The organism is Devosia pacifica, from assembly GCF_014652635.1.
Lineage (GTDB): Bacteria > Pseudomonadota > Alphaproteobacteria > Rhizobiales > Devosiaceae > Devosia > Devosia pacifica.
In genome coordinates, this window is the sequence record NZ_BMZE01000001.1 from 1,300,986 (window position 1) to 1,325,981 (window position 24,996).

General features: G+C 58.8%; 16 protein-coding genes. 5 read left to right on the plus strand and 11 right to left on the minus strand.

Annotated elements, in window-relative coordinates; all coding sequences use genetic code 11:
- Window positions 1-802 precede the first annotated feature (802 nt).
- A complete protein-coding gene (locus tag IE127_RS06470; RefSeq protein ID WP_189424419.1) occupies window positions 803-2,227 on the minus strand; it encodes a tetratricopeptide repeat protein in 1,425 nt (474 codons plus the stop codon).
- A 402-nt stretch (window positions 2,228-2,629) separates the two neighbouring features.
- Between IE127_RS06470 and IE127_RS06475 the strand changes: the two genes are divergently transcribed.
- The gene (locus IE127_RS06475) at window positions 2,630-7,012 is read left to right on the plus strand and encodes a DUF4214 domain-containing protein (RefSeq protein WP_189424421.1); all 4,383 of its coding nucleotides are present in this window, start codon (window positions 2,630-2,632) and stop codon (window positions 7,010-7,012) included.
- A gap of 1,050 nt (window positions 7,013-8,062) precedes the next feature.
- Here the strand turns inward: IE127_RS06475 and IE127_RS06480 are convergent.
- The 9 genes from IE127_RS06480 to IE127_RS06520 form a co-directional block, all read right to left on the minus strand.
- Window positions 8,063-9,310, minus strand: a complete 1,248-nt coding sequence (locus tag IE127_RS06480) for an iron-containing alcohol dehydrogenase (protein ID WP_189424423.1) — start codon at window positions 9,308-9,310, stop codon at window positions 8,063-8,065.
- 11 nt (window positions 9,311-9,321) lie between these two features.
- Window positions 9,322-10,329 (minus strand): Ldh family oxidoreductase, encoded by a 1,008-nt coding sequence (locus IE127_RS06485; RefSeq protein WP_189424425.1) that lies wholly within the window; start codon window positions 10,327-10,329, stop codon window positions 9,322-9,324.
- 27 nt (window positions 10,330-10,356) lie between these two features.
- On the minus strand, window positions 10,357-11,343 hold the full coding sequence (locus tag IE127_RS06490; RefSeq protein WP_189424427.1) for an ABC transporter ATP-binding protein: 987 nt from the start codon (window positions 11,341-11,343) through the stop codon (window positions 10,357-10,359).
- The gene (locus IE127_RS06495; protein ID WP_189424429.1) at window positions 11,327-12,316 is read right to left on the minus strand and encodes an ABC transporter ATP-binding protein; all 990 of its coding nucleotides are present in this window, start codon (window positions 12,314-12,316) and stop codon (window positions 11,327-11,329) included. Before IE127_RS06495 ends, IE127_RS06490 begins: the two co-directional genes overlap by 17 nt.
- Complete coding sequence (locus IE127_RS06500; protein ID WP_189424431.1) at window positions 12,313-13,125, minus strand: ABC transporter permease; 813 nt, start codon at window positions 13,123-13,125, stop codon at window positions 12,313-12,315. The genes IE127_RS06495 and IE127_RS06500 overlap by 4 nt, the downstream gene beginning before the upstream one ends.
- Window positions 13,125-14,057, minus strand: coding sequence for an ABC transporter permease (locus IE127_RS06505; protein WP_189424433.1), 933 nt, complete (start codon window positions 14,055-14,057; stop codon window positions 13,125-13,127). The genes IE127_RS06500 and IE127_RS06505 overlap by 1 nt, the downstream gene beginning before the upstream one ends.
- Window positions 14,058-14,119: 62 nt before the next feature.
- Window positions 14,120-15,721, minus strand: a complete 1,602-nt coding sequence (locus IE127_RS06510; protein WP_189424435.1) for an ABC transporter substrate-binding protein — start codon at window positions 15,719-15,721, stop codon at window positions 14,120-14,122.
- A 26-nt stretch (window positions 15,722-15,747) separates the two neighbouring features.
- Window positions 15,748-16,926 carry an enolase C-terminal domain-like protein gene (locus IE127_RS06515; protein ID WP_189424437.1) on the minus strand — a complete coding sequence of 393 codons (1,179 nt, stop codon included), beginning with the start codon at window positions 16,924-16,926 and terminating at the stop codon, window positions 15,748-15,750.
- A gap of 9 nt (window positions 16,927-16,935) precedes the next feature.
- Window positions 16,936-18,117, minus strand: a complete 1,182-nt coding sequence (locus IE127_RS06520; protein ID WP_189424438.1) for an enolase C-terminal domain-like protein — start codon at window positions 18,115-18,117, stop codon at window positions 16,936-16,938.
- Between the two features lie 155 nt (window positions 18,118-18,272).
- On the opposite strand from IE127_RS06520, the gene IE127_RS06525 reads away from it, so the two are divergent.
- The gene (locus IE127_RS06525; RefSeq protein ID WP_189424439.1) at window positions 18,273-18,950 is read left to right on the plus strand and encodes a GntR family transcriptional regulator; all 678 of its coding nucleotides are present in this window, start codon (window positions 18,273-18,275) and stop codon (window positions 18,948-18,950) included.
- 182 nt (window positions 18,951-19,132) lie between these two features.
- Here IE127_RS06525 and IE127_RS06530 read toward each other — a convergent pair whose 3' ends face one another.
- Window positions 19,133-20,002: an IclR family transcriptional regulator gene (locus tag IE127_RS06530; RefSeq protein WP_244639960.1), complete on the minus strand. Its 870-nt coding sequence runs from the start codon at window positions 20,000-20,002 to the stop codon at window positions 19,133-19,135.
- Between the two features lie 33 nt (window positions 20,003-20,035).
- Here IE127_RS06530 and IE127_RS06535 point away from each other — a divergent pair, with 33 nt between their 5' ends.
- Genes IE127_RS06535 through IE127_RS06545 form a run of 3 tightly spaced genes read left to right on the plus strand, consistent with a single transcriptional unit; the run spans window position 20,036 to window position 24,970 of the window.
- Window positions 20,036-22,219, plus strand: coding sequence for a malate synthase G (locus IE127_RS06535; RefSeq protein ID WP_189424440.1), 2,184 nt, complete (start codon window positions 20,036-20,038; stop codon window positions 22,217-22,219).
- Window positions 22,220-22,231: 12 nt separating this feature from the next.
- Window positions 22,232-22,660, plus strand: coding sequence for a GlcG/HbpS family heme-binding protein (locus tag IE127_RS06540; protein ID WP_189424441.1), 429 nt, complete (start codon window positions 22,232-22,234; stop codon window positions 22,658-22,660).
- Between the two features lie 30 nt (window positions 22,661-22,690).
- Window positions 22,691-24,970: an NADP-dependent malic enzyme gene (locus IE127_RS06545; protein WP_189424442.1), complete on the plus strand. Its 2,280-nt coding sequence runs from the start codon at window positions 22,691-22,693 to the stop codon at window positions 24,968-24,970.
- The last annotated feature ends 26 nt before the right edge of the window (window positions 24,971-24,996 follow it).

Here is a 24,996-nt window from a genome sequence, read left to right on the forward strand (position 1 = left end):
GCCCGGAACATCAGGGGGCGCGGTATTGGCGCAATTGTGCTGAGAGCAAAGACGAGCCTTGCTGCCGAAAGAGGTCTGCGGACGAAGCTTTAGCGTCAAGACATCCAACCCAGCTGACCGGTTTACAAGCGAGAGGGCTTCACTCTGGAACCGAAACAGTCTGAGCGCCGTCGCTTCTCTAAGGGCGTCGCCTGACGTCGCGCTGCGGTCGATCTCGGAGGTTACGGCGATGTCTGCTTCATAAGAGGCGATTAACCCCTTCTGACTAGCGGAATGGGACACGCTGATCTGCCTAGGCCCGGACGACAGCTATGCGCCCCCTTTCCGACGTTGAGACCGGATTTCGATTTCCGAAACCTGCCGTTCCCCTTTGGCCGTCACAACGCCTAGAACGGACAGTCCGCTTTGTGAGCCGATAGCCACCAAAGCGGGCCGCCGACTGGGAGCCCTCAATTTACCAGTTGAAACGCGAGCAGCTTTCAGCAGCCATACATGGAGTGCTGATCCACCAAAGCTGGACCCTTCGATATGGCGTTGAACCAGGTGACGACAGGTTAGCGGCGGGTGCGTAAGTTTCCGACGACACGATTGCGGTGACGGGCGGCGCCATGCCGAGTTCGATCTCGAGCCTCGGAATGTCGAGAAGGTTGAACTTTATGAATTCCCGCCCATCCGGTTCGACATTGCTGCGGGGGGCAGAGAAGGGATTCGTCAAACGCCCCGTGGTGGACATGCCACTCTCAAGAACGCCGGAAAAGTGGACATTCGTTTGCGTCCCCAAGGTCATGGGCAACATTAAAGCTTACTGTTCCTTCGACGGGATGACCGGGAAACCAAGTCCCGCGATTTGACGGAGGAAACTCTCATCCCGCCGGGCTACATCGAAGGCGGGATCAATGCTGTAGTAGAAGGCTTGTCGCGTGGGCGTGTTTTCGAGCTGATCGACGGCGCCCTGCCAGTCGCCGGCCAAGGCAAGCACATGGGCGCGAAAGTACTGTTCGAGACTGTCGCGGAGATCGGGGCGTCTGGCGGCGCTGGCCATGGCGTCAATCATTGCGGCTTCGCCACCTCTGCGCCATCCCGCCTCGGCCGCTTCAGCCAGGATCTCGCCGGATCGACTATCGATCAAGTCGAACCAGTCATGTAGGGTCGCAAGATAAGCTGGCAGATCGTGGGCTGCGAGCTCGGAGAACAATAGGAACCGGTAGGGGTTGCGGTAGTTGGTCTCGTTCTGCAGCAGCTGAAGAAGAACGTTCCGGGCGCCATGCGCGTCTCCCTGTCCCAGCTGTATCATCGCCTGGGAAACCAGGATTGACCGCGACTCTGGCAAGATCTCACGAGCCTTGCGTATCTGCGTTTCCGCTTCGTTGAGCCGGCCACTCGTCATCAAGGCTGAGGCATACCATTGCCTGGCTTGCGCATTGTCGGGATCGGCTGCGATAGCCCTTTCGAAGTACTCAAATGCCTCGTCATAGTTCTTGCGCCAAAAGTAGGACAGGTCACCGAGGACGGTCAGCGCCGAAGCCTGGCGGGGATCGATCTCAATGGCACGCTTGGCCGCCTCCATCGACAGGCCATAGCCTTCTTCTGCCGGCTTCACGTGATACTCGACCATGAGATTGTAGATCGTTGCGAGATCTGCTTCGGCATCCGCAAATCGTGGGGCGAGCTGAGTGACCTGGTGCAAAAGCCTCTCTGCCTCCAGCAAACTGTCGCGGGTCCTCTTCGGCCACAGATAACCGGCTTCGCTGTAAAGAGTATAAACGGCATCAGGCAGCGTTTCGGCAGTGCGGGCGGTCGCTGGGGCTTGGTCACTGTAGGCGGTCCAAAAATAAACAGTAGTTACGAACAGCAAGCCCAATGCCATGAGGGCCACTACGGCCCGCGACAGTGCAGAGGTCACCCGGCCGGGGAACCCCGATAGTGTTTGCGCGTCGGTGCTCTCATCGCGTTCCATCGAGCCAGCGCTTGCCGCGATAGCGTTCAGAGCATCACCTGGTTCAAGTGGTTGGGATTGAGCGCCGTGCCCGTGCGTCAGCCATGCGTCGAGTTCATGCGCGTAAGCGTATACAGACACGCCCTTTTTGCCGGCCGCGCGATGCACCGGTAACGCACGGGTTTCGGCCCAACGTCGTACCGTGCTCTGGTTGCGTTTGAAATGATCGGCGATTGCCTGCCATCCCGAAAGCAGGTCCTCGCTGAGGCCCACAGTCTTGTTGCCATCCATGCGCCTGATCCCTCGAGCAAAATCGCCAGTATCATGCGCTCACTCCTGCATTTTTTCAAAATGTAAGCAATAACCCCGTTGGCGTATATGCGGACGCTGGCGTTGTGTTGGGAGATGTTTGTTCCTTGGCTCAAAGCCCTCAGTATTTGAAGTCGAGCGACTGAGAAAAAACTGACTTGGGAACCTATTGCCGTAAATCAGCCAAATATGAGCGTAGATGAACGCACATGCGCGCACATGCAAAGTTTTCGTAAGCTCCTGATTTCCCTAAATTGTTGGCAATCCGACTGTCGAGCGTCCCTCCTTAGACAGTCTCAGCTGAATAGCCAGATACGGCAATTTCGTTGGGCATAGCTGGAGGAGGTCTCGCGGCCGCGAATGCATCAGCAGGGAAGACAAGTCATGCCAATTTCACCGGATGAAATTGAACGCGTTTCCGTCAGCGGAGACGGCGTCGAGGGGAATAGCTATAGCGCCAGCCTAACCTCGATGTCAGCAGATGGCCGATACGTAGTTTTCGCGAGCCAGGCAAGCAACCTGACCGGCACCGCAACCAGCGGTAGCCAAATCTTTCGCAAGGACATGCTGACTGGTGAGGTGGATTTGGTCTCTTCAGACGACACCGGCGCATACGGTTTGGGAACCAGCGACAACCCCGAGATCAGCGCTGATGGACGCTACGTGGTCTTTGAAAGTACCGCGGCCAATTTGGTGGCGGGCGATACGGGCGGCGCCAGGGACGTCTTTCTCAAGGACCTCCAGACCGGCGCAATTACCCGCGTTTCTGAACTCAACGATGGGACGAGCGGCAACGGTGACAGCGGCCAGGCATCGATCTCTGCCGATGGCCAGTATGTCACGTTCTTCAGCCTTGCTGGCAATCTGACAGGTGAAACCAGTAACGGGCAGGATCAGATCCTGTTTTGGGACAAGGATACAGGGGCATTTACCCGGATAAGCGAAGCGCCTGATGGGGGATTGGGCAATGGTCTGAGCCGATCGCCTCACATTTCCGGGGATGGGCGCTATGTGGTTTTCGACAGTCAGGCATCCAACCTATCGAGCGACAATGACATCTATAATGATGTCTTCCTATGGGATCGGGACAACCCCGGACTGACGCTGATCTCCACCGGCGGCGCCCATCAGAGTGCTAGCAGCTATTCCCCGATACTCTCCGACGACGGAAAGGTCATCACATTCTATAGCGCCGCAACCAATCTCGTTGCCGACGCTGACACCAACGGCTCTACCACAGATGCGTTCGCCTATTTCTTTGACACCGACACGATCGAAAGTGTGTCCGACACGCAGGGGGGCGATCAAGCTGACAGTGGTGTAATCAGCGGTACGGTATCCAACGAGACCGCGAACGGTGATCGCTTCGTCGTCCTGCGATCGACAGCATCCAACTACCCCGACTCCCCGAGTACACAGTCGGCCCCCGTCAATCAGGTCTACGTGAAGAATCTTCGCACTGGTGAACTGATCAACATCTCCCAAGGTGAGGCCGCAGGGGGCGGGGCTGTGTCACAAGACGGCTCCTTTTTCACCTATTTCAGCTCTGCGTCCAACCTGGTGCCGGACGACACAAACGCCTCTGAAGATATCTTCCAGCTTGGGCACGATGGCGTGCTCGATGCCCGGATTTCAATTGGAGCCGATGCCACCAGTGTCAATGAAGGCGGCAGCGGCACAACCAACTATACGTTCACTGTATCGCGGGGTGGCGAGCTTATCGGCCAGTCCTCCGTCGACTACGCAGTCACCGGCTCGGGAACAAACGCCGCTGAGGCCTCAGATTTTACCGAAGGCACGCTTCCGTCAGGAACCGTCGAATTCGCCTATGGTCAAACGGAGGCAACGCTGACGATCCAGATCGCCGGCGACGTCGATATCGAGCCGGATGAGACCTTCACTGTCACCCTATCGGATCCTCAAAATGCGGCAATCACCACAGCAAGTGCTAGCGGCACTATCGCCAATGATGATCCGGGCAACGCGACGGCGAGCCCTGTGGCGCTTGATGTCGATTTTGGTCAAATCGGCAAAGGTGTCGACGTCACCGCCAATGCCGCGGATGTGGTTTCCGACTTTGCGACCGACGCGGACACCGACCTCTCAGCCGCATCCCTGACTTTTCTCACTGCCAGCGTCGATGGCGTGAGCTACAGCCTCGCAGACATCGGCTTTTCATACACAATGGGTGCCGGTGATGCCGGCAGCTTCACCATCAACAATGAGACGGTCGCTGCCTTCGCATCACTCACCAGCGGTCAAACTGCAAATGTCTCAATTTCGTTCGAGGTCAGCGATGGAACCACCACCGATACCGGAGTGCTGACTTATCAAGTGGTGGGCGGCGTCAATACATATGACGCAGCGATTGACCTTCTCGGACCAAGCGTTGTTGACCAGGAGGTTGTGGCAGAAGCGAATGCCGCCGGCAACGAGAGCAAGGCCGGTGTCGCAGTCACCGGCCCGCTGTCGCTTGAGGCGCTTTTTGGCGAGCTCGAGCTTGCCGGAACCGTGAGCGAAATCGATGATCTGCTGTATGACGGAATCGGTGCTTCGAGCAACCTTGACAATGTGGCGGTTGCCATTGCCTCAAATAATGCGAGTGCCATGGCAACCGCACAAAACCAGTCGGTTTCGCGGGCGATGGCCTTCGATGCGTCGTCAACCTCGGTGGCGTCGGCAGACCAGTCTTCCAACGCGACCGCGTTGTCCGTGGACGGGTCGTTGGCCAGAGCCGAGGCAGTGCAATCAAGTGCAGCTGTCTCGGTAGCGGTCCACGATTTTAACGCGATTTCCTCGGCCACGAATGCATCCGATGCCGTTGCTGCAGGAAAGGCAGATGGTTCGGCAAATGCAGATGCAAGAGACAACGGCTCGGCCTCCGCTCTCGCGGAACTTGGAGCTGAAGCCTCCGCCTATGCTGACGTCAACTCGGTCGCAGTGTCGCGCGCGTCGGGTGAAACCGACCCGAGCGATGCTATCTCGGACGCCTATGCCAACGCTTCGAACAATTCGGTGGTCATGGCGCAATCAGTCTCGGACTCCACCGCCAACGCCACTGGTGACATGCAAGCGGCTGGCTACGCGGGTGCTGCAAACGCGTCGATCGCGTCGGCAAGCGCCCTAAATCCAGGGACAGCAGCAGACTATTCGGGCACGCTGACGGATGTCGTCACCATAAAGGTAACTATCGCCAAGGCGCAGGCGGCCGACTACGCGGCGAATGCAATCGCGGACGACGGCGCTACCATGCCCGGCTTTGCATCGTCGATTGCAACAGCAGTAACCGCCGATGCCGACATTTCTACTGCGAGCACAATGCCGGATGGCAGCAGCGCAGCATTCGCTGCGGCAATGGATAGTTCTCAAGCGAACGCGGCAGCAGACGCCGCCCAGGCGATCGCCGGCGCGATCAATGCTTCTGCCGCCGGCAGCCAGGCTGAAGGCGGCAACAGGGTGGTTGTGGGCGCCGATAGCACTACGACCAATCCAGGTGGCGATGCACCGACCTACAACGCGGGCGGTGCCCCGATTGAGATCACTGCCAATGGTAGCGGCCTTTCAGGTGGTACGCTGGTCTACGACCTGTTCGCCGTCGCGAGCGATGAGAGTTTTCGGGTAACCCGGGGAACCGCGTCGTCGCTGCCAGTTGGTGTCACGCCTTCGGGCTTGAGCACGTCCATCCAGTCGGTTGTCATATCCGGATTCCCTTCTGGAACCGCACTGTCAGCCGGGGTTCCCAATGCCGACAGCACCGCCTTTGCCTTCAACGACGCGCCGCCGGCAGACCTGACAATGACGGTGCCGGCCAGCGCGTCGAATTTCACGTTGATGGTCGCCGTTACCGACGACGATGGGACGGCCACGGCAACGCAATCTGTCGATGTCCTTACACCGTCTTCCGGCGGCGGCGGCGGCGGCGGCGGTGGCGGCGGTGGCGGCGGTGGCGGCGGTGGCAGTGGCACCCCGCCAGCGCACACTATTACGCCGAACGCCGTCACGATCGTCATTCCTGGAGAGCACGCCGACGTCCAGACGATTTCCGGCAATCCCGGAACGGTGGACGAGGTGCATGTCAGCGTCAGCGTAATCCTTGGTGAAGGGCTGGAGAACGTGGTGCTGTTTGGCACCGGCGACTATTTGGTCCAGACCAACGATCTCGATAATATCGTTTATGGCAATGTTGGCGACACGCTCATTTTCGCGAGTGCCGGTCGTGACTATATTGACGGCGGATTTGGCCACAACACCGTGGTTTTTACGGGTGCGAGTTCGGATTATGTAGTCGGCATCATCAATGGCGTCGCGGAGGTGACCAACCTTCTCACCGGCGATGTCAGTACCGTCGCGAACGTTGCAAGCTTGCAATTTAATGATGTCCAGGTGCCGCTCTTCGCTACCGGTCAGAGCGTCTTGGCAGGCTTTTACGAAGCGTTTCTTGGTCGCGAGTTCGACCCAGAGGGCTTTGCCTACTGGATGGGCCAAAGCGCTGGCGGGCTCGACCCCTACGCGATGGTGCAGCACTTCATCGCCCCACCCGAGTTCGGAGAACGAACCGAAACCCTCACCTCAACGGAGTTCGTGGACTGGCTGTATCACGGCTTTCTCGAACGCGAGCCGGATCCGGACGGCTTTGCCTATTGGGTAGACGCGATCGAGAACGGTCAGAGCTACGCAGACGTCGCCGGCAGTTTCGTGTTCGCGGAAGAGGTCGGCATACGGATCGATGAGCTTTTCGACCGCAATGACTGGCTGATGGTGGCCTGAGCGAACGGCGCCAAATCCAAAAAGTGTTGATCTGGGGGCCCCGCGCCCCGAGACGGCACTTCGTGAATTAGGGCCATCTCACCACCCAAATGTGTGCGGAAACTGTGCGGACCAAACTGACGTTACCGCTAACTCTGATGTATCGGCGTCCGGCCAGAACAAGGCTGCGAACTCTTATATCGTTGAAGAAGAACGCTGATTTCCACGCTCGTGCACTGCGGCGTCCAGTCCGCGATCTCATTCGGGTCGTGCTAGAGGTGACACCATTAGCGGCGCCGACTCTATCCGGACGCCGGGACAGCGGCGAATGGCTCCTTTTGGATCTTCAGCGAGAAGATGGATGGCATCTCGTGTTCAGTCCACGGTAAAATTCGCGCCAAGCCTAACACGAAGGGATCAAGAGTACCCAAGGCTCTGTGTCCCCCTGAATGAGGCAACTTCAGGTCGCCGGAGCTCTAAGCTCTTAGCGTGGGCTCATTTAACGCCACCGGAGATGGACCGACTTATTCCGCCCGTCAGCATCTGACCGAATTTTGGGACAAGCGATACGCGGCTGCCTGGGTGCTACCTAGATCCTCTAGGGCGCCATCATCTTGCATAGCAAGCAAGGGCTAAACCACCGTAAGGCCAAGTAAAAATTTGGTAGCGGAGGAGGGACGCGCTACCAATGGCGGCGGAAAGGCTGAAAATCCTAGGCTTCCCAAGTGTGGCAGTGAAACCCGGATACGTATCTCTGTCACAGAACTACCAGGCAGACAAGTCTTCAAGCCAGAGGGCGGAAGAACGTTGCCCCTACCTTATATCCAGCGCGGTGGAGATTTGGGCGGTTGTTGCAGCCGATTGGGTGAGCGACGCGGGCGGTCGCGGCCCAATAGGGCGCAGCGGCATAGGCAGCATCGAAGTTAGTGTCGGCGGCTTGGATGATGGCTTTGATCGAGGAGGTCAATCACGTGGATGCGCTCGCCGGTGCTGCCGGGCAGCTATTGTCCGCCAATCGGAAGATCGGCCGGCACCGATGCTGCTGTGCGAAGGAAAAGATAGAATGTGTCATCAGCTTGCTTTGGCAGCAGGTTGAACGGGAAACGAAATAGAACAGCGCTCGCCTGAAAAAGCAGCTGCAACCAGTTGGTCCATACCCGCTCGGTCGACGGGTCGGGGATTATTCTTGATCAAACGATGAGCACCCAGCGCCTGCTCGGCGATCCACGGCAGGTTCTTGGACTCAATCCCGATCTCTTCAAGACTGGTCGGAATGCCAATTTCGGCAATTACCGCTGCGATGCCGTCGATGGCCCGATCGACGGCCGCGTCCGTTTGGTCGTTGGGATTGGCAAACCCCATCAACTGGCCCACAGTCGCGATCTCCTCGGCCACGTAGCGCCGGTTGAACTGCAAGGCATAAGGCAGCATCAGGGCTACTCCAAGTCCATGCGCTGTATGGCTCAGCGCTCCGACCGGATATTGGACGGCGTGGCAGACCGAAGTGCCGGCAGAGCCGAACGCCAGGCCCGCCAGCATGGAACCCATCATAACGTCGGAGCGTGCTGCCAGATCATCGCCCGTTCTCACCGCCGCAACCAGGGAGCGCCCGATGCTCGTGATCGCGCCAAGAGCGTGCTGATCGGTCAGCGCGTTCTTTCCCACAAACACATGCTCAAGCGTCATTGCGGCCGTGTCCGTGCGCCGTACATTGGTGAAGGCCTCGATGGCGTGCACCAAGGCATCAGCGCCAGACGCTGCGGTCAGCCCGGGCGGGCAGCTAAGTGTCAACTCAGGGTCGCAGATCGCGGTCTCAGGGATGAGATAGGGACTGGCGATCCCTACCTTGACCGCGCGCCCGGGATCGGCAACCACGGCAACAGGCGTAACCTCAGAGCCAGTGCCGGCAGTGGTGGGCACGGCAACCACCGGCAGGATCGGGCCGGGGATTCTCAATTCGCCATAATAATCGTCCATGGCTCCGCCGTGGGTCAACAAGAGCGCAATGACCTTTGCAGCGTCGATACAGCTGCCACCGCCGATGCCCACAATCACGTCGGTAGCAGCGTCACGACCGGCCTCGACCCCCGCCTCGATGCATTCGGCGGGCAATTCGGCGGCTACCCCGTCATACACCCTGACGGCAACACCGGCCGAGCGGATCGTTGCGACCATGGCCGCGAAGTTAGCATCACCGGCCATACGCGCGTCGGTGACCACCAGGGCACGCGCCCCAAGCTTGGCCACATACCGGCCCAACGCGAAACGATGCCCATTGCCGAACACGATATTTCGCGGTGAACGCAAAGCCCCAAACATAGCTCGTTCCTTTAGTTGCTCGTGGCCTGTTCGCCGGCCAAATCGCGTAGTATATTCCAAGTCACGTCGGCAATCTGGACCCCCTCCGTAATCGCCCTCTGGCGCAGCTCGCGCCCACGCTCGCCCGGAATGCGGACTTCCTCGAAGCCATCTGCGGGCGCTTCGGCCCGCAACTGCTCGAGAAAGCCATAGACCGGCGACAAATCCTGGTCGATGACGATAAAAAGATCGGCCTTGTTGGCAACATCGGACGAATCGAGTGTGCCCTTGACGTCCCGCCCGATGGCCGCTCCCGCCAGGCTCGTGACCAGCAATTCGAATGCCAATCCCAACGCATACCCCTTGGCCTGGCCGAACGGGGCGATGGCGCCGCGCCGCGCCGCTTGCGCGTCGGTAGTGGGATTGCCCGCCCCGTCCACCGCCCAGCCCAGGGGAATCGGAGCACCGCGATTGGCATGATCGTGCACCTCGCCCATGGAGACTACGCTGGTCGCGGTGTCCATCATGAATGGCCCGTTGCCGGTTGGCAGGCCGATGGCGATCGGATTCGTGCCAATCATCGCCCGGCGGCCTCCCCAAGGATGGACCAAAGCTTCACTGGTCGAAAAGGCGATCAGGCAGCGGTCGGCTTCCGCCACGCGGTCGGCGTAGAAGCCGAGCATGCCGATGTGGTTGGAGTTCGCAATCGAGGCGATGGCGACCCCTTGAGTAGAAGCCCGCTCGAGCAATGCATCAATGGCGGCCTGCGCCACCACCGGCCCCAGCCCACGCTCGCCGTCGACAAAGAGAAAGCCAGGCGAACGCCACTCATGCCGGCCACGCGTCTCCGGATCGGCAACACCGTTGGCAATGCGCTCAACGATCCGCGGCAAGCGCAATAGACCATGCGAGGCGATGCCGCGCATCTCCGCATCGAACAAGAGGTCGCGTTGCAGACGGGCATGCGCCGGAGGCACACCAGCCCCGGCGAGGACGCAATCCACGACGGCATGGGCCTCGAGAAGATCTATAGTGGGCATGAAGTGCTCTCAGTTGGTCAAGGCGGGTTAGGGTCCGCTTGCCGACGTGTCGGCTACGCGCGATCTCATCGGCCAAGCTTGGGCAAAATGGCATGCGGCTGCGTGATTGTCTGCGACCTGCGCAAGCGGGGGCTCTTCACGCTTGCAAAGTTCCTGCGCCAAGGGGCAGCGGGTATGGAACCGGCAACCCGACGGGATGTTGACCGGGCTGGGCGGATCGCCTTGCAGCAAAATGCGCTCGCGCCGCTTATCTGGGTGGGACGCCGGCACGGCAGAAAGCAGGGCTTCCGAATAGGGATGCTGCGGCGCCGAAAAGAAAGACGACTTGGGCGCCAACTCGACGATCTTGCCCAAATACATCACCGCAACTCGATCAGCGATGTGCTTCACTGTCGCCATGTCATGTGAGATAAAAAGATAGGCGGTACCCTTATCCTCCTGCATGTCCTGCAGAATGTTAATCACTTGCGAGCGTACGGAAACGTCAAGTGCTGAAACGGGCTCGTCGGCAACAATTAGACGTGGCCCCAACGCGAATGCGCGGATGATGCCCAGTCGCTGGCGTTGCCCACCGGAAAATTGGCGCGGCCAATTGTTAACGTGCTTGGCGCTCAAGCCAACGGTTTTTAGCAGATCGGTCGCAGTATCGCGACGCTTCGCTCGTCCTTTTATTAAGCCATGCACTGCTAGGGGTTCGGTAACAATATCCCCCGCGGTCATTCGCGGATCAAGCGAAGAGAATGGATCTTGGAAAACGAACTGGATCTCCCTCCGAACCTCCTTGAGCGCTCGCTGCGACATGCGCCCCATGTCCTGTCCTTCAAACCGGATAGTGCCTTCCGTAGGATCAGTCAGCCGCAAAATCAGCCGAGATACGGTGGATTTACCGCAACCCGACTCGCCCACCAGCGCCAGCGTTTCACGCTCATCGAGTGAAAAGCTTACGCCATCCACGGCCCGCACGGCGCCGCCGAATACCTTTCTAAGGTCATTGGCTTCAAGCAGCTTGGTCATCGCTTTGCCTCCTTGCCCAACATGCAACCGATTGGTTGGGAGAAACGGGGTCAAGTTTCGGCACTTGGCTGTCGCACTTGGATCGCCGCTCTGGGCAACGCGGATGAAAGGCGCAGCCCGATGGCATCTCCGATATGTGCGGGACTGCCCCACCGATAGCTGGCAAGCGCCGTTGCTCTGCCATTTCGAGCGTCGGCGTAGCATTCAGTAGGCCGATCGAATACGGGTGCTGCGGGCTGTCGAAAAGGTCGCGAACTCTAGCCTCTTCTACAATTCTTCCGCCATACATTACGTTCACCCGGTCGGCTATTTCAGCAACCACACCGAAATCGTGAGTAATGACGATGATGGCGAGATCCAGTTCTTTCTGTTTAGACCGCAACAGGTCGAGAATCTGCGCCTGAATGGTCACGTCCAGCGCCGTCGTGGGCTCATCGGCAATCAGCAGCTTGGGCTCACATGATAGAGCCATAGCGATCATGACCCGTTGGAGCATACCACCGCTCATCTCATGTGGATAATTATCGATCCGGCGTTGTGGGTCTGGAATACCCACAGAAGCGAGCTGATCAATGGCCCGTGCACGTGCCGCTTTCGGAGAAAGTCCCATATGCTTGCGCAGCGGTGCAGCGATCTGGTCGCCTACCTTCATCACTGGATTGAGCGCTGACATCGGCTCCTGAAAGATCATCGAAATGTCGTTCCCGCGAAGGTACTCGAGTTTACCGCGAGATGCGCTGGTCAGTTCCTCGCCGTCAAACGACACCGACCCCGCGTTTATCCGCGCGGCATTTGGCAACAGCCGCATGGCAGCTAGCGCAGTCAAACTCTTGCCGGAACCAGACTCCCCCACCAGCCCGAGACACTCGCCGCGGTGGACGCTGAGATCTACTCCCCTCAGCGCTTGGACAGCATTTTCTCCACTGCCGAAAGCGACTTGAAGATCTGAAATAGTCAAAAGCTGCTGGGTCATCTGGCGGCCCTATCCGGATCGAGGCGGTCGCGTAGGGCATCTCCAAGGATGTTGAACGACAGCACGGTTAGAGTGATGGCGAGTCCGGCGAATAATGCCGGCAGTGGCGAACCAAAAATATTCTGCACGCCATAGCGTACAATGTTGCCCCATGAGGGGGCCGGCGGCTGCGCACCAAGGCCAATAAAACTTAACGTGGCCTCAAGACGAATAGCAGTTCCTACCCACAGAGTGGTCATAACCACTAGTGGCCCCGAAATATTAGGAAGCACGTGGCGCAGGATGGTAGAGTATGATGGCCTCCCCATTGCAATAGCCGCATCCACGTAGCCTTCTTGTCTAACCGAAAGAGCCGACGCGCGTGATAGCCGGATGAAACTCGGGATCAACGCGAAAGAAATGGCAACCGCTAGGTTTAGAATTCCCGGCCCCAACAGGGCTACGACTAAGACCCCAAGCAGTAGGGGATCAAATGACATCATCATATCGGTAATCCGGGTAATTACTCGTTCAGCCCAACCACCGAAGTAGGCCGCGGTGGTACCCATACCGATCCCGATCACCGCCGCGATTAAAGGCGAGGCAAGGCCGATCGTCATTGACAGCCGCGTACCCTCGAGAATTCTGGAAAAGACATCACGCCCAAAGTCATCAGTCCCAAGCCAATATTCGGCACTTGGCCCTTCATCTCGGGATAGAAAGTTCTGCGCTAAAGGGTCGTGCGGTTGAATAAAGTCACCGAACACAACCACGATTGCGATCAGGCTCAAAAAGCCCAGTGCCAAGTTCAGGAATATCCGGTCCAGCATCAAGCCGCCCTCACCCTTGGATCGATGACCGCGTAAAGGAGGTCAGTCACAAAATTGATGGTCACCACCAGCACCGACAGAATGACAATGCCGCCTTGGATAAGAGTGTAATCGCGTGAGGTCACGGCGCCGACGAGGAGTTGCCCTACCCCAGGTCGGTTGAAAACCAACTCGATAGCGATGGTGCCGCCTAGAGTGGCGATCACCGACAACGACAGATGTGTGGTGACCGGGATCAACGCGTTCCGGAAGATATGTCGCCAGATCACGTTTTGTCGGCTCATGCCGAGGGCCTCAGCCGTGCGCACGTAGTCACGTCCGGCAACATCCAGCACGGCAGTTCGGGTCAAGCGGATCATGCCGAACCCCTTCAATAGTCCCAGCGTCATCGCCGGCATCGCCAGATAGCGCAGATCAAATGCACTATCGCCTCCTCCCAAGAGTGGGAACCAACGCAGCGTCAAACCGAACAGAAGCAGAAATAGAACGCCGAGGTAGAAATCCGGCAAAGCCGAACCCACGAGAGAACCCATGCGAGTGACATGATCCGTCGCCCTACCGGCACGCATGGCCGAGAGAACTCCTAACGGCACTCCAATTACTATCCCAAAAATCGTGGAGGCGATCGTGAGGGCGATGGTGTATGGCAGATTACGCATCATCGTCTCGGTCACCGAGGCACGATTAACGAGACTTTGGCCCAGATCAAAATTCGCCAGGCCCCACAAAAATTCGCCGTACTGCACAATAATGGGCTTATCGAGCCCAAGCGAGGCGCGAACATTAGCTATGGTTTCTGCGCTTGCGCGATCACCAAGCATGGCGATCACCGGATCGCCGGGCAGCAGCCGCATCGCAAAAAACACAAAGCTGAAAACGAGAAACGCTGTCAGTATCGCATCGAGCGTGCGCTTAAACACAAAGCGGAGCATAAAAAGTCCCCAGATTGCAGTGCTGGTCGGGCTACTTAGTCGCAGCCCGACCAGAAACCTGCTTACTCGCTCACGCGGCGTGCTGTGCCGAACTCATGCTGGCCGAAACCACTGACTGGCTCATATCCAAGGTCGATATCTCCCTGGATGACCGATATCAATGCCGAGGTATGCATTGGATAGACCGGCACATCGCGCAGGATCTGAAGCTGCGCTTCTTCCAGCAGCTCCATCTGACGATCAGTATCAGTTTCCGCTGAAGCTTCAGTCACCAGATCATCAACATTGCCGCCCACTTCCCCATAGTGCGAGAAGTTACGCAGCGAGGACGGCTTGCCTACCGCCGCAGCTTCGCTGAGGAACTCGTTGATAACCGCAGGTGCACTTGGCGAGATAGCGGTGGAGAGCTCGACGATCGTGCCTTTATCTTCGCGGATATTGGCATGATACGAAGCATGGTCCTGAACCTGCAGATCAAGATTGATCCCCACTTGGCGTAACATGTCTTGGACGATAAGCATGTTGGTCAGGTAGTCGTCGCGTTCCGAAATGATGACGTCCATGCTGAACCCATCCGGATACCCAGCCTCGGCCAGAAGCTCGCGCGCACGGTCCGGATCATAGTCATATCGAAGTGCTTCAGGGATATCTTCGGGCTGAATCGCGCCATAGAACTGCGAAGGGACGATCGTCGGCAGTGGACCGCTGATTACTCCAAAGGCCTCCTTCCAAACGCTCTGATCAATAGCGTAAGCGATAGCCTGTCGCACCCGAACGTCGTCAAGTGGCTCAACAGTCATGTTGAAACTGAGAAACTGCAAGGAGCCTGGGGTCATCGCGATTATCTGAGCGTCGGGCACCGCTTCTTCGATGGATGCAATCCATTCCGGCGTTCGTTCACCGCCGCTCACATCCAACTCGCCAGCGATGAAGGCAATAGTTGCGGCGTTGTTGTCGGGTATATAGCGGAGGTTGAGCTCATCGATCTCAGGGCGGCCCATGAAATAATCATCGAAGGCTTCCAATACCACCCGATCCTGCGGCTGATATTCCACGAACTCATAGGGCCCACTTCCTACCGGCGCAAAGCTAAACTCGTCGCCCATTTCTTCGACCGCCGCCTTCGGCACTATGAACCTGCCAAAGCCTGGGGTCAGCGCAGCACCGTGGAAAAAAGCATTTGGACTCTTGAGCACGAACTTGACTGTCAGCGGGTCGATTACCTCAATCGACTCGATATCCTTAAAGCTGGCCCCATGTACGCCCCCGAGCTCTGGATCCATCTGCCGCTCGTAGGAGAATTTGACGTCCTCCGCAGAGACTTCGCCATAACCCTTTTGCCACTTGACGCCTGGCCTCAGATAGAAAGTCCACTCGGTCCTGTCTTCTGAGATATCCCAGCTTTCCGCTAATTGCGGCTGTAGATCGTCAAGATCAAGATCCAGCGTACCGCGAGGCGGTGCAACAAGAGAATTGAATATTTGCAGTACAACTGTTTCGTCGTCGCCAGTTTTGGTCAGCGCAGGATCGAGTGATCCGACATCGCGCCCACCCAGCCGAATATCCAGCGTCTCCTGTGCTACCGTCGCCCCAGTAAGAGCCGTGGCCGACAAGGTCATGGCGGTAACTGCCGCCATCAGCAGTGTCTTGCTGTTGAGTTTCATGATCGTAGTCTCCTCCTGCTACGGGTTCATTGAATAACGATGTGATCGACTAGGTTATTTTTGACAAAGTCCCAGTCGTATTCGACGCCCAGTCCGGGCCCTTCGGGCACCGGGAAGCATCCATCCGCGCCCACGGCGTCGAGTGTGTCGGAATAATCCGAAGCGTAAATGGAATTGACGGCCTGCCCACGCGAGGGCCCAACCATGGCCAGTTCATAGAAATTAGTGTTCCGAATAGCCGCCATGCAGTGTCGATGCGCTGGTCCGTTGCCGTGCAACTCGACGTCGAGACCCATAGCCTCAGCGAAATGCGCGATCTTCATAGTCCCGGTGATGCCGATATCGAGATCTGGATCGGCGCGAACAAAGTCCGTGCCATCAAGCAGCACTAAATTGGCCATAGCTTCGACGCCGCGCACATGCTCGCCCAGCAAGATCGGCGTTCGGATCATCTCGCGCAGCCGGCGATGGGCATGGCCGGCGAGACCACCATCGCTGTAAGGATCCTCGTACCAGAAAAATCCGGCCTTATCGCACGCCTTGCCGACTTGGACGGCGTCCCCGAAAGTCTTGAGATGGCAGGCACTATCGTGCATCAAGGCCATGCGACCGCCTACGCGCTCGCCTAGGGCGAGGATAGCGTTGATGTCGTTCTCGATGCCCCCATCGGTCCAGCCATGCATCTTGAATGCCCGATAGCCGAGGCCATAGCACTCTTCGGCGAAGTCGGCGAAGGCCTCGGGCGAGGCCAACCCTCCGCCGGGACCAGCAAACCAGGTCGAGGCATAGGCAGGCAGCCGCCGCTTCTGCCCCCCGAGTATATGCGTTACCGAGGCGCCGATGCTCTTGCCGGCAAGGTCCCACAGAGCATTGTCGATCTGGCAAGCTCCTATACGATCTTCCTTACGCAGATAGCGCCGTGCAATCTCATAGATCTGCTCGCGCCCGAATGCATCCATGCCCAAAATCCACTTGGCGAGGAATTTGGCGTGAAGGTAAGTGTCCGACCGACCTCCGATATATTCGCCCCGGTGGCCGTCTCGGGTTTCCACCACAACGCCTAAGCGGGTGCGGGTATTTCGGACGCCGGGCATATCGATGCCGCCGGGATTGACGTCGAACGCGACATTCTCGATGTCCTGCTTGAACAAGAAGAGCTCAACGCGTTGGATTTGCGAACCGCGTGCGGGCGTGGAGGTGTCCATTGCGCTACCCTATTGAATGGTCAATGTTTGGCTGGTCATTTTCTCGATGGCGTCCCAGTCGTAGCTGACCCCAAGCCCTGGTCCCTCCGGCACCGGGAAAGTGCCATCTGGGCGGACATCGTCCAGCGCGTCCGAATAGCCGCAGGCATAGACCGGGGCATTAAAGTTGCCGCGCGATGGCCCCACCATCGACAGCTCGTAAAAATTGGTGTTACGGATCGCCGCCATACAATGCCGATGCGCGGGGCCGGGAGCGTGTAGTTCCACATCGAGCCCCAGCGCCTCGGCAAAATGGGCAATCTTCATGGTCCCGGTTATGCCCATGTCAAAATCCGGATCGGCGCGGACAAAATCAGTGCCGTCTGCCAGAACCAAGGTGGCCATTGATTCAAGCCCGCGAATATGCTCACCCAGAAGCAATGGCGTCTTGATAAGTTCGCGTAAACGGCGATGGGCATGGCCGGCGAGACCACCATCGCTGTAGGGATCCTCGTACCAGTAGAAGCCCGCTTCGTCGCAGGCGCGCCCCACCGCCAAGGCGTCGGCGAACGTTTTGAACGAACATGCGCTGTCGTGCATCAGCGCCATGCGACCGCCGACGCTTTTACCCAGACCCAAAATGGCCTCGATATCACGCTGGATGCCGCCATCGGCCCAACCGTGCATCTTGAAGGCGCGATAGCCAAGGGCATAGCATTCCTCGGCAAAATCCGAAAACGCCTCCGGCGTCGATAAGCCGCCGCCGTCTCCGCCGAACCAAGTCGAGGCATAGGCCTTGACCGATTTGCGCGCCCCGCCCAGCAGTTGACTTACCGACGCACCCGTCCGCTGACCGGCCAGATCCCACAAGGCGTTGTCGATCACTCCGGCTCCCATGCGGTCTTCCTTGCGCAAATTGCGGCGGATGACTTCGTAGGCGCGCTCGCGGGCAAAACAGTCCATGCCGATAATGGCCTTGGCGCAGGTTGCCGCCTGCGCCAGCGAATTAGCCTGACCTCCGACATACGCCCCCACCGCCCCATCCACGGTTTCGATCCGCACAGCAATGCGGACGCGATTGCCCTTGGCGCCCGGCATATCTACCCCGCCCGGCCCTACGCCCTCCATTGGATAGCTAAATAGGCGCAGCTCTACGCTTTTTACGGAACTCGCTTTGGATGCCGGAATGTCTCTATCGGCGGTTTCCGCCATCACTGGTTCCCCTATATCCTATACTATTCTATGACAATAATATAGGATTTACGGTTGACCGATGTCAAATCCTTTCTGCACGGGAGCGACATTCCAGGCGGAATACTATAGGATAGCTGGAACACACTCGCTGCAAACGGCACTGAAGGTAGAAAATGGCCAGAGCGGAAGACCTCAAGACCACCGCCATTAAGCGTCCGACCCGGCTGGGCGATGAGGTCTACAATTCAGTTTATGCGTGGCTGATGAGTCAGAAGATCCAGCCAGGCAGTCGGATTTCCATCGACAATCTTGCTCGAGAATTGGGTGTGTCGCACACTCCTGTGCGCGAAGCGCTATCTCGACTGGAAGCGCAGGGACTGATCGTCAAGACCCACTTGATCGGCTTTAGCGCCGCTCCCCAAATCGATCGCACCCGCTTTGATCAAATATACGAAATGCGGCTCTTGCTTGAGCCGTTCGCCACGCGCAAGGCCGCCGCCTTGATCGATCCTGGTCAACTGATCACCCTGCAGCGATTGGCGGCCGAGATGCGCGGCGAAGGGGGGCGTGAGGTCGCGAGCTATTCCGATTTTGCGCATCTGGACGGCGAGTTCCACGATATTATTGCCGCGGCATGCGGCAACGGAGTGCTACGCCAAAGCCTGGCGAGCCTTCATACGCATATTCATCTGTTCCGGTTATTTCCCCACACCGGGGCAACCACCAAGGCCAACGCCGAACACGCTGAAATAATTAACGCGCTTGAAGCCCGCGATGCCCGCGCCGCCGAGCGGGCCATGCGCAATCACGTCAAACGCTCCTACGCGCGCTTCAGCACCTACTTCCATTAGCCGAACAACCACCCAAAAACTTCGTCGCCTCACTGGGGTTATCCAACTTCCACATATTCGCAGTCTTGAGAAAATTCCGGCAGGAGTTGAGGGGCCCAGCGCATGTAAACCGGACACGAGGTCTTGCTGTGAGCACAAACCCAGCGGCGTCGCCCCCGCAGCGGTCATTGCGGCCACCAGCCTTATCCCTCTGGCCGGCAACCTCCTAAAGCATGGGTGAGCTCATCTGCAGTTTTGACAAGGAGCTCACCCAACCGGGGCACACGAGCAGGCGGAATTCGTATCGATAGCCCTGAAACAGAAATAGCACATAGGACTTCGCCCTGCGGACCATATACGGCCGCAGCAATGCAGCGGAGACCCCGCATAAACTCTTCATCGTCTACGGCATACCCGTCATTCGCCATATGTGCAGGTTTCCGATGTAATTGCGCTTGCTCAGCTTCGACCGCAAAGCGCGGATATGTTGACAAGATCGCCTTGCCCATCCCTGAGCGACCCATCGGAACCCGTCCGCCGATACGTGTAATAGCACGCATGATCTCGCGGCTCTTAACCTGACTCAGAACTAAGACTTCGCCATCCTCAATGACACCAAGGTTGGCGGTCTCGTTGGTCAGATCACGCAGCCGTTTGAGGAATGGCAGCGCAGGAGCGACGAAGCTACGCTGGCGCAAGAAGCTCGAGCCGACGGTGAAGGCCATTCGGCCTACGTGCCACAGATTGGTCGAGGGGTCGAAATGAGCGAATTTTTGTCTCTCTAAGGTCGTCAAGAGCCTATGGACCGTGGATACAGAAAGATTGGTTTTCTGCGAAAGGTCGGTCAGACGGCACCCTTCCTCTTCCTCGCTCAGCGCTTGAAGGATTGCCATTGCGCGCTCTACCGACTGGACGGTACCAGCGCGTGGCGTCTTTGTTGGGATACGAGGAAGATCGTCTACCATGGTGGCCAATCTAGCACTTGGTCGCGACATATGAATGCGCGTCTTATATTTTTCCGCATCGTGAGAAATTCGATACGTTTGATCGCTTCCGCCTGAATGCAAAGCCATACTGCGCTTGTTTCAACGGATGCGGAATTACACATGCCTGAATATGTCGACCGGCAGGCTCTTAAGGTCGCAGGCGAACTTGTCAACTTCATCGAGAACGAGGCGCTGCCTGGTACAGGCCTCGAGGCCGACCAGTTCTGGTCTGGCTGCGCTGCCTTAATGACAGATCTTGCCCCGCTCAATCGAGAATTGCTGGCCGAGCGCGACGCCATGCAGGCAGCGATCGATTCATGGCACCGCCAGGAACGGAGCAAGCCGCACGACAGTACAGCCTACCGGCAGTTCCTCGAGTCGATCGGCTATCTCGTCCCTGAAGGTGAGCCGTTTGAAATCGACACGGATAATGTCGATCCCGAGATCGGCCTCATCGCAGCACCGCAGCTTGTGGTGCCGGTAATGAATGCCCGCTTCGCTCTCAACGCCGCGAACGCGCGTTGGGGAAGTCTCTACGACGCGCTTTACGGAAGCGACGTGATAGCGCCTAAGGCCGAAATCAAGGGCACCGGCTACGACGAAGCTCGCGGCAGCGCGGTCATCGCATGGTCGAGCGAGTTTCTGGATTCGGTTCTGCCGTTCGAACGGGGGCTACATGCCGATGTTACCGCCTATGCCGTTGAGTCAGGTGACAATGGGCACACGGTCTCCGCAATCCTCGCTGATGAAACGCCGGTCCGGCTGGCCAACCCCGATCAGTTCCGTGGCTTTGTGGCAGACGGCGAGTGCTTCAGACTGCTATTTGCTCATAACGGGCTGCATTTTGAGTTGCATGTCGACCGCAATCATCCAGTTGGCAGGCAAAGCCCCTCTGGCCTCGCCGATGTTATACTCGAGGCGGCCGTTACCACGATCCAGGATTGCGAGGACTCTGTCGCCGCCGTTGATGCCGAAGATAAGGTAAAGGTCTATCGCAACTGGCTAGGCCTGATGAAGGGCGATCTGGTCGACAGTTTCGAGAAGAACGGCCAGCAAACAAACCGCCGGCTTGCCGAAGATCGCACATATACTGGCAGCGGTGGTGACCCGTTGGTGCTGCCGGGGCGCAGTCTCATGCTCGTGCGCAATGTCGGGCATCTGATGACGACCGATGCGGTGCTGGATGCCGCTGGCGACGAGACGCCAGAGGGAATGCTGGACGGACTCGTAACTGTGCTCGCGGCGATGCACGATCTGCGTAAGATCGAGGGTATCCGAAACTCACGTAGCGGCAGCGTCTATATCGTCAAGCCGAAGATGCACGGCCCAAAGGAAGTGGCGTTCGCAAACACTCTGTTCGATCGCATCGAGGACGTACTGGGCCTTGAGCGCCACACGATCAAGATGGGCGTCATGGACGAGGAGCGGCGCACCAGTGCCAATCTGAGGGAGTGCATCCGTGCCGCGCGCCATCGCCTGATCTTCATCAATACCGGCTTTCTCGACCGGACCGGCGACGAGATTCACACCAGCATGCAGGCTGGTCCCGTGGTGCCCAAGGGCGAGATCAAGGATGCGGCCTGGCTCGCGAGCTACGAAGACAACAATGTCGATCAGGGGCTGGCCAGCGGATTCGAGGGCCGTGCCCAGATCGGCAAGGGTATGTGGGCCAAACCCGACCGCATGAAGGAAATGCTGGCCGACAAGATCGGGCAGGCCCGCTCCGGCGCCAATACCGCATGGGTGCCCTCGCCCACCGCCGCCGTGCTGCATGCTACGCATTATCATCAAGTCGACGTCGCCACGGTGCGTGCTGACTTGCGACAGCGCCCGCCGATCGCGCTAGACACGCTGCTGACGCCGCCTTTGCTGGGCGCCCGCAACCTGCCCGACGAAACGATCCGGCGCGAACTTGACAACAACTGTCAGTCCATTCTCGGCTATGTCGTGCGCTGGATCGACCAGGGCATCGGTTGCTCGAAGGTTCCCGACATCGACGATGTCTCGCTGATGGAAGATCGAGCCACCTTGCGCATCTCCGCCCAGCACATCGCCAACTGGCTCGAGCACGGGCTACTTTCATCTGAAGAGATTGAAGAGGCGATGAGGCGCATGGCAGCAGTCGTCGACAAACAGAATGCCGGAGATCCAAGCTATCGGCCGATGGCTACGGACCCGGTGGCCAGCATCTCCTTCCAGACCGCCCTTGAATTGGTGCTCGAGGGGGCACACCAACCCAACGGCTATACCGAGCCTGTTCTTCATCGCCGCCGGCGTGAAGCCAAGGCCGCTCACAAGCAGTAGGAAATCCGGAATATGCAGCAAATAACGCGTCTCGACCTTGCCGATGCAAAAATCCTGCTCGACGGGGCCCGTGCAAAGGCGGACGAGATCGGTGTACCCATGTGCATCGCCATCGTTGATGAAAGCGGCAATCTGATCGCTTTCGAACGTATGAATGGCGGCAAGGTGACGAGCACCACCATCGCCATCGATAAGGCCTACACTGCCGCCGGCGCCAAGCGGGCGACGCACGAGTACGGCGAAGTAAGCCAACCTGGAAAGCCCGCCTATGGCATCAACAGCGCCATTGGCGGGCGGCTTATGGTCGTGGGAGGCGGACTGCCTGTCATTGCCGATGAAGCGGTGGTGGGTGGCATCGGCGTTAGCTCCGGAACACCAGCGCAGGACCGCGAGGTTGCGCAGGCTGGCATCGACCACTTCGTGGCAGAAACGCGCGGATGACCACCCGCTTCATTTCAACTGGGGGATTTCATGACTGACGACAAGCCTGCGAGCCTGCGCGATGCGGCACTGCAATTTCATGAATCTCCGAGGCCCGGCAAGCTTGAAATCACGCCGACCAAGCCGCTGGCCAATACGCGAGACCTGGCGCTGGCCTATTCGCCCGGCGTCGCCGCGCCGTGCGAGGAGATCTCCGCCGATCCGGTGAAGGTGTTCCAGTATACAGCCAAGGGCAATCTTGTGGCCGTTGTCTCGAACGGCACGGCGGTGCTGGGTCTTGGCAATATCGGGGCCCTAGCCTCGAAGCCGGTGATGGAAGGTAAGGCGGTTCTGTTCAAGAAGTTCGCCGGCATCGATGGCATCGACATCGAGGTGAAGGAGACCGACCCGAAAAAATTCGTCGAGATCGTTGCGCCGCTCGAGCCGAGCTTTGGCGGCATCAACCTCGAGGACATCAAAGCGCCCGACTGCTTCGAGATCGAGGAGCAGTTGCGCGAGCGCATGAACATTCCGGTGTTCCACGACGACCAGCACGGCACGGCGATCATTGTCGCGGCGGCGGTGATCAACGCCATGCGGCTGGTGGGCAAGGATATCGCCAAGGCAAAAATCTGCACCTCCGGGGCCGGTGCCGCAGCGATCGCCTGCATGAACATGCTGATCGCGGTGGGCGCCAAACGCGAGAACATCTGGATTGCCGATTCCAAAGGCCTAGTGACGACGAAGCGCGGCAATGCCGTCGATCGCTGGCGCGGCGCCTTCGCGCAGGACACCGACAAGACCGAACTGGCCGAAGTCATGCCCGGCGCCGATATCTATGTCGGGCTGTCCGCGGCCGGCGCGCTCAAGCCCGAGATGATGAAGGAGATGGCGGACCATCCGCTGATCCTGGCGCTGTCCAACCCGACACCCGAGATCATGCCGGAACTGGCGAGAGAGACGCGCCCCGATGCGTTGGTCTGTACCGGGCGCTCGGACTATCCCAATCAGGTCAACAATGTCCTGTGTTTCCCGTTCCTGTTTCGCGGCGCGCTCGATTGCGGCGCGACCGTCGTCAACGAGGACATGAAGGCGGCGGCGGCCCACGCCATTGCACAACTGGCGCACGAGCCGGCACTCGAGGCCACGAGCCACGGTGCGCCGGCGATCTTCGGGCGCGATTATCTGATCCCCAACCCGTTCGACCAGCGCCTGATCCTCAAGATCGCGCCGGCCGTCGCCAGGGCGGCGATGGACACGGGGGTTGCGATACGCCCAATCGGCGATCTTGATGCCTACCGTGACAAGCTACGCCGGTTCGTGTTCCGCTCCGGCATGGCGATGGAGCCGCTGGTCGAGCGGGCCAAGGGCCAGGCTAAGCGCATCGCCTTTGCCGATGGCGAGGAGGAGCGTGTGCTGCGGGCCACCCAGGTGCTGCTGGAAGACGATATCGCCCGCCCGATCCTGATTGGGCGCCCCTCGGTGATCGAAAGCCGCATCGAACGCTTCGGGCTGACCCTGCGCCCCGGCGTCGATTTCGAGGTGATCAATCCCGAGGACGATCCACGCTATCGCGACTATGTGGCGCTGTTCCATTCGCTGGTCGGACGGCAGGGCGTGACCCCCGATACAGCCCGCACCATCGTGCGCACCAACACCACGGTGATCGGCGCCCTCGCCGTGAAGCGCGGCGAGGCCGACGCGCTGATCTGCGGGCTGCAGGGCCGGTTCATCAAGCACGCCCGCGACATCCAGTCGGTGCTCGGGCTCGCCGATGACACCGCGCAACTCTCCAGCCTGTCGATGCTGATCATGAGCCGCGGCGTCTTCTTTCTCGCCGACACCTATGTGAACATCGCCCCGAGCGCGGACGAGCTGGTGCGGATCACGCTCCAGGCACGCGACCACCTCAAGCGCTTCAATGTCGAGGCCAAGGCGGCGCTGCTGAGCTACTCGAACTTTGGCTCACGCGCGGGGGCGACGAGCGAAAAGATGCGCGTGGTCTACGAAACGCTCAAGCGTGTGGCGCCGGATCTGGTGGTCGATGGCGAGATGCAGGGCGACCTCGCGATCAACGAGGATCTGCGCTCGAGCTACATCCCCGATACTGTACTGAGCGGGGAAGCCAACCTGTTGATATTTCCCAACCTTGAATCCGCCAACCTGTCGCTGACGCTTCTGAAGGAGCTCAACAACGCCCTGCCCGTCGGCCCGATCCTGATGGGCACCCGCCAGCCGGCGCATATTCTTGCCCCCTCGGTCACCAGCCGCGGCATCGTCAACATGTCCGCTATCGCCGCAAACGAAGCCATAGCAAACGGCAGGGGGTAGTTGAATACAGCGTCAGACGGGTTGCG

What these genes read in the sequence shown, in the direction of transcription:
- IE127_RS06505 (WP_189424433.1), bottom strand. Translation starts at nt 14,057, where the DNA reads ATGCTCCGCTTTGTGTTTAAGCGCACGCTCGATGCGATACTGACAGCG.
- IE127_RS06525 (WP_189424439.1), top strand. Translation starts at nt 18,273, where the DNA reads ATGGCCAGAGCGGAAGACCTCAAGACCACCGCCATTAAGCGTCCGACC.
- IE127_RS06485 (WP_189424425.1), bottom strand. Translation starts at nt 10,329, where the DNA reads ATGCCCACTATAGATCTTCTCGAGGCCCATGCCGTCGTGGATTGCGTC.
- IE127_RS06515 (WP_189424437.1), bottom strand. Translation starts at nt 16,926, where the DNA reads ATGGACACCTCCACGCCCGCACGCGGTTCGCAAATCCAACGCGTTGAG.
- IE127_RS06545 (WP_189424442.1), top strand. Translation starts at nt 22,691, where the DNA reads ATGACTGACGACAAGCCTGCGAGCCTGCGCGATGCGGCACTGCAATTT.
- IE127_RS06470 (WP_189424419.1), bottom strand. Translation starts at nt 2,227, where the DNA reads ATGGATGGCAACAAGACTGTGGGCCTCAGCGAGGACCTGCTTTCGGGA.
- IE127_RS06495 (WP_189424429.1), bottom strand. Translation starts at nt 12,316, where the DNA reads ATGACCCAGCAGCTTTTGACTATTTCAGATCTTCAAGTCGCTTTCGGC.
- IE127_RS06520 (WP_189424438.1), bottom strand. Translation starts at nt 18,117, where the DNA reads ATGGCGGAAACCGCCGATAGAGACATTCCGGCATCCAAAGCGAGTTCC.
- IE127_RS06500 (WP_189424431.1), bottom strand. Translation starts at nt 13,125, where the DNA reads ATGCTGGACCGGATATTCCTGAACTTGGCACTGGGCTTTTTGAGCCTG.
- IE127_RS06530 (WP_244639960.1), bottom strand. Translation starts at nt 20,002, where the DNA reads ATGGCTTTGCATTCAGGCGGAAGCGATCAAACGTATCGAATTTCTCAC.
- IE127_RS06510 (WP_189424435.1), bottom strand. Translation starts at nt 15,721, where the DNA reads ATGAAACTCAACAGCAAGACACTGCTGATGGCGGCAGTTACCGCCATG.
- IE127_RS06540 (WP_189424441.1), top strand. Translation starts at nt 22,232, where the DNA reads ATGCAGCAAATAACGCGTCTCGACCTTGCCGATGCAAAAATCCTGCTC.
- IE127_RS06480 (WP_189424423.1), bottom strand. Translation starts at nt 9,310, where the DNA reads ATGTTTGGGGCTTTGCGTTCACCGCGAAATATCGTGTTCGGCAATGGG.
- IE127_RS06535 (WP_189424440.1), top strand. Translation starts at nt 20,036, where the DNA reads ATGCCTGAATATGTCGACCGGCAGGCTCTTAAGGTCGCAGGCGAACTT.
- IE127_RS06475 (WP_189424421.1), top strand. Translation starts at nt 2,630, where the DNA reads ATGCCAATTTCACCGGATGAAATTGAACGCGTTTCCGTCAGCGGAGAC.
- IE127_RS06490 (WP_189424427.1), bottom strand. Translation starts at nt 11,343, where the DNA reads ATGACCAAGCTGCTTGAAGCCAATGACCTTAGAAAGGTATTCGGCGGC.